The organism is Gammaproteobacteria bacterium (genome assembly GCA_029862005.1).
GTDB lineage: Bacteria > Pseudomonadota > Gammaproteobacteria.
In genome coordinates this window covers 1-3,973 of record JAOTYD010000085.1, presented here as the reverse complement: position 1 = coordinate 3,973, position 3,973 = coordinate 1, and the positions used below count along the sequence as shown (strand labels likewise).

Annotated in this window: 5 protein-coding genes; all 5 read left to right on the top strand. The window is 54.8% G+C overall.

The features are described 5' to 3' along the window. On the top strand, positions 1-491 hold a 491-nt coding region (gene gspJ / locus OES20_18945; protein ID MDH3636770.1), incomplete at its 5' end, for a type II secretion system minor pseudopilin GspJ. Next, positions 481-1,368 carry a type II secretion system minor pseudopilin GspK gene (gene gspK / locus OES20_18940; GenBank protein ID MDH3636769.1) on the top strand — a complete coding sequence of 296 codons (888 nt, stop codon included), beginning with the start codon at positions 481-483 and terminating at the stop codon, positions 1,366-1,368. The genes gspJ and gspK, both read left to right, overlap by 11 nt. Continuing rightward, a complete protein-coding gene (gspL, locus tag OES20_18935; GenBank protein ID MDH3636768.1) occupies positions 1,368-2,564 on the top strand; it encodes a type II secretion system protein GspL in 1,197 nt (398 codons plus the stop codon). The genes gspK and gspL overlap by 1 nt, the downstream gene beginning before the upstream one ends. Beyond that, positions 2,557-3,030 (top strand): type II secretion system protein M, encoded by a 474-nt coding sequence (locus OES20_18930; GenBank protein ID MDH3636767.1) that lies wholly within the window; start codon positions 2,557-2,559, stop codon positions 3,028-3,030. Before gspL ends, OES20_18930 begins: the two co-directional genes overlap by 8 nt. Continuing rightward, positions 3,030-3,800 carry a type II secretion system protein N gene (locus OES20_18925; protein ID MDH3636766.1) on the top strand — a complete coding sequence of 257 codons (771 nt, stop codon included), beginning with the start codon at positions 3,030-3,032 and terminating at the stop codon, positions 3,798-3,800. Before OES20_18930 ends, OES20_18925 begins: the two co-directional genes overlap by 1 nt. The last annotated feature ends 173 nt before the right edge of the window (positions 3,801-3,973 follow it).

Sequence of the window (3,973 nt, the reverse complement as noted above, 5' to 3'; positions counted from 1 at the left end):
GTACCGGCCAGGCAGTTGCCGAAGCTAATGACAGGCTGTCTGACCTGCAGTTTGCGGTGGTTTATTTCAACCGCGAGTGGATCCAGGTATCGCCGCGCAAGGTTCGCAACCAGTATGGTGACGAAGAAGCGAACATCATGATTGACGATGACGTGATTACCTTTACCCGCAGCGGCTGGAGCAACATCCTGGGGCACCAGCGCAGCACGCTGCAGCGCGTACAGTATCTCGTGCTCGATAATAAGTTTGTGCGCCGCCACTGGCGCTCGCTCGACCAGGGCATCGCCGAGCAACCAATTCAAACCGTGCTGCTCGAGAACGTCGAATCGATCGACATCGAATTCCAGGATGTACTCGGCAAATCGATCAAGGAATGGCCGCTGCAGACCGGTTCCAGCAACGGCGCACCGATACTGTTGGCATTCCGCCTCGAATTACCCGACATGGGCGATATAATCCGGTTACTGGAGGTTCCAGAAGGTGCTATCTAGCCTACGCAAGCAGAAGGGCCTGGCGCTGTTGATGGCGATGCTGATCGTTGTAATCGCGACCACGGTTGCAGTCAGTATCGTACACGAGGAACAGTTTACGATTCGCAAGACCGGGCATATTCGCCTGATGGATCGTGCCGGCCTGTACGCATTCGGGCTCGAGGACTGGGCCCAGATCTACCTGCGCGAAGACCGCGAAGAATCCGAGATCGACAGCCTCGATGAGTACTGGGCCGCCGGCATTCCTGGGTTGCCGATCGAAGGCGGGTACCTGACCGGCTATCTCGAAGACGAGCAGGCCAAGTTCAATCTCAACACATTGGTGATATCGGAAGTCGCACTAAACCGGTTCAGGCGCTTATGCGAGAATCTCGAGGTTGACGACAGCTTCATTCCAGCGTTGCTGGACTGGATCGACCAGGATTTCGACATCCGTTACCCGGATGGCATGGAAGAAAATTACGAGAATTACCGTGTCGCTAACCGCGAAATGGCGGATATCAGCGAGTTGATGCTGGTACATAACGTGACTCCGGAGATATACGAAAAACTGAAGCCCCACATCACGGCCTTGCCGGCACCGACTACACTCAATGTCAATACCATGTCCGAAGTTGTGTTCCAGAGTCTCACCGAGGATGTTGACGTGGGCAAGTTTATCGAGGAACGTGAAGACGATGCCTATGAAAGCATCGAAGAATTTATCGAGCGCCTGCAGCTGCCGGTCGAACTCGAGGGCCTGTCGGTGAACACAAAATATTTTCGGGCGCATGGACAGGTGGTGCAGGGTGAACAGATTCTAAACCTGACGTCGCTGGTTTATCGCGATGAAAAGGGTAAAACCATGGTGATCAACCGCACCCTGGGGCAGTTTTAATGGCGCGCCTGGTGATTCAATTCGCCGATGAAGCACTTGAAGATTTCAGGTGGGCGACATGCGATGAAACCGCCGATTCGGCCGAGATCGCCTGGCAGCAGGCGACCGCAGACAATCTGGCCGTAGTTGCCGCGCAAAACCCGCATCCGGTTATTATTATCCTGCCACAGCAATGTATCTACCTGACCGAGGTCGAGTTACCGGAAAAAGCCGGCCGGCAGGTTTTATCCGCGATCGAGTACCAGATCGAGGATCAGCTCGCGCAGGATATTGAATCCCAGCATTTTGCAATCGGCGATACGTCTCAAAATCCGATAGCGGTGGCCGTCGTGGGGCGGGACATCATGGCAAACTGTATCGCCCTGGCGCAGAGTCATGACCTGCGCCTGGTCCAGGTGTTGCCCGAGCTGTTCCTGTGTCCGTGGCAGGGAACGGGGGTTGCGTTAATCGAAGGTTACGACGGTTACCTGCTGCGCTACGGTGATTACCGGGGTCTTAAGTGCAATGCCCAGGCGTTGCCGGCCATGCTGGCACTCGTTAAAAGGGATGTCGAGATTGACCGTATCACTTTTTTCGGCAATGAAGATGAAGCTATACCCGAACTTGAGGGTTATACCGTTGAACGGGAGGCGCTCGATTCTGTACGGCCAGGTCTGGTCGATACCCCGCTGATCAACCTGCAGCAGCGTGACTACCAACTCTCCTCGGCCTGGCAGGGTCTTGGCAAGGCCTGGAAATGGATTGCCCTGCTGTTTGCAGCCTTGCTCATCGTCGGCGCTTACAACAAGGCAGTCGCACTGAACGAACTCGAAACCAGGCTGACCGATATCAAGCAGCAACAATACGATTTGCTCAAGCCTTATCTGCCGGCTGGTACTCAGCTCGATGCGAATCTGAAAAAGATATTTATCGAGCGTCTGAAACAGGTCCAGGCAGAACAGCGCGAACAGGGTTTTTTAAAGTTGCTGCTCGATTTCACCCGGGCAAGGGCGAAGTATCCTGCGGTCAAAATCAGCCGGGTCAGCTACCAGGGCGCAAAATTGAGTTTCGATATCAGCAGTAGTCAGCTGACCGACATCGAGGCCTTGCTGGAAACCGTCAAAAAGCAGGGTATAAGCGCGACGCTCGAGAGCCTGAGTATCAAGCCCGAGCAGAGTTCGGGTCGCCTGGTGTTGCAGGGAGGCGGCAATGCTTGATTTTCTGGCCCGGTACTCGCTGCGCGAAAAGGCAATCGTCGCCCTGGCGCTGCTGGTCGTGGTCGTCATTGGAGTCCACGCTCTTGTGATCGAGCCCTACCAGGAAAGCGTTGAAGCATTGCAGGATGAGATCGAACAACAGCAGAATGACCTCGCCTGGATGAGATCGGCCGTTGCCGGCATGCCGGCGGCGGGCGCAAGTGCAGCTACGGACAAGATCAGCGGCACACTGGCCAATTTCATCGACCAGGCGGTACGCAGCGAGGGCTTGAGCGGGCAGCTCTCTCAAATGTCGCCGATCGGTAGTGATGAAATCCGCATGCGCTACCAGGCCGTTGATTTTAATCGTCTCGTCGGTTTTATTGCGGAAGTTAGTTCAAGCGGGCTCAGCGTCAAGGATATCCGTATCTCTCCGGCCGATAATCCCGGCATCGTCGACAGCAGCCTCGTACTCGTCCGGCGCTGATGTTTAAGCTCTGGAGGTTGACATCGTTTTTTCTGCTGTGCCTGGTGATCGCGATGTTGTTCAACCTGCCGATCCAGCAGGTTCTGCCCTATATCAAGCTACCCGACACGGTGCGAGCGATTGGAATCGATGGCACCGTGATCAAGGGTACCGCGCAGGAAGTGAGCATCAATAATTTTCCGCTGCGCGAAATCAGGTATCGCTATATGCCATCCTGTATCCCGTTGTTAAAGGTCTGCTACAAGATCAGCTACGACCGGGGTGATGTCAAGGTTGCCTATGACGGGCTGAATGGTGACACCGAGGTAACCGGGGCACAGATCGAATACCAGGCGATCGAGTTGGCAAAGTATATTCCAAATGCCCTGGTGAAGCCGGCCGGGCGTCTTGAGTTGCTGATCGATAACCTGTCGGTGGTCGAGGGTGTGCCGACAGTGGTGAACGGCAAGTTGATCTGGCGTGACCTGGGCGTCGATGATGACGATATCAAGATTAGCGTCGGGGATTACCAGGTCGATTTCACCGGTGATCAAAAACAATACGATTTCAAGATTAACGACCTCGATGCCGATCTCGATGTCAGTGGCAAGGGAGAAGTCAGGGCGGGAGGACAGTATGAGGTAGACGTCAAAATCGGATCGGAGACCGAAATCGATCCGAATGTCAAAAGTGTGCTCAACCTGATCGCGGCCAATGCCGGCTACAACCAGTATCGCATCGAGCAGCAGGGTAAATTACCACCCAATATCACCCGCCAGCTGTTCCGGTAATATGTCATCCCGTGGCTTGACCCGATACGTCGGACCGACGGGATCGAGATTTCCAGGACTATCGCAAAACCATAATCAACTGGATGCCGCCGGTCCGATGCACCAGGTCGGGCCGTGAGCTAGTTACCCCCCGAACGACGATCTTCATGCTTCGTGATCCTGTTGCTCGAAAA

Bases quoted from the DNA above. Each gene is read 5' to 3' on its own strand.
- gspL (MDH3636768.1), top strand. From the start codon at position 1,368: ATGGCGCGCCTGGTGATTCAATTCGCCGATGAAGCACTTGAAGATTTC.
- OES20_18930 (MDH3636767.1), top strand. From the start codon at position 2,557: ATGCTTGATTTTCTGGCCCGGTACTCGCTGCGCGAAAAGGCAATCGTC.
- OES20_18925 (MDH3636766.1), top strand. From the start codon at position 3,030: ATGTTTAAGCTCTGGAGGTTGACATCGTTTTTTCTGCTGTGCCTGGTG.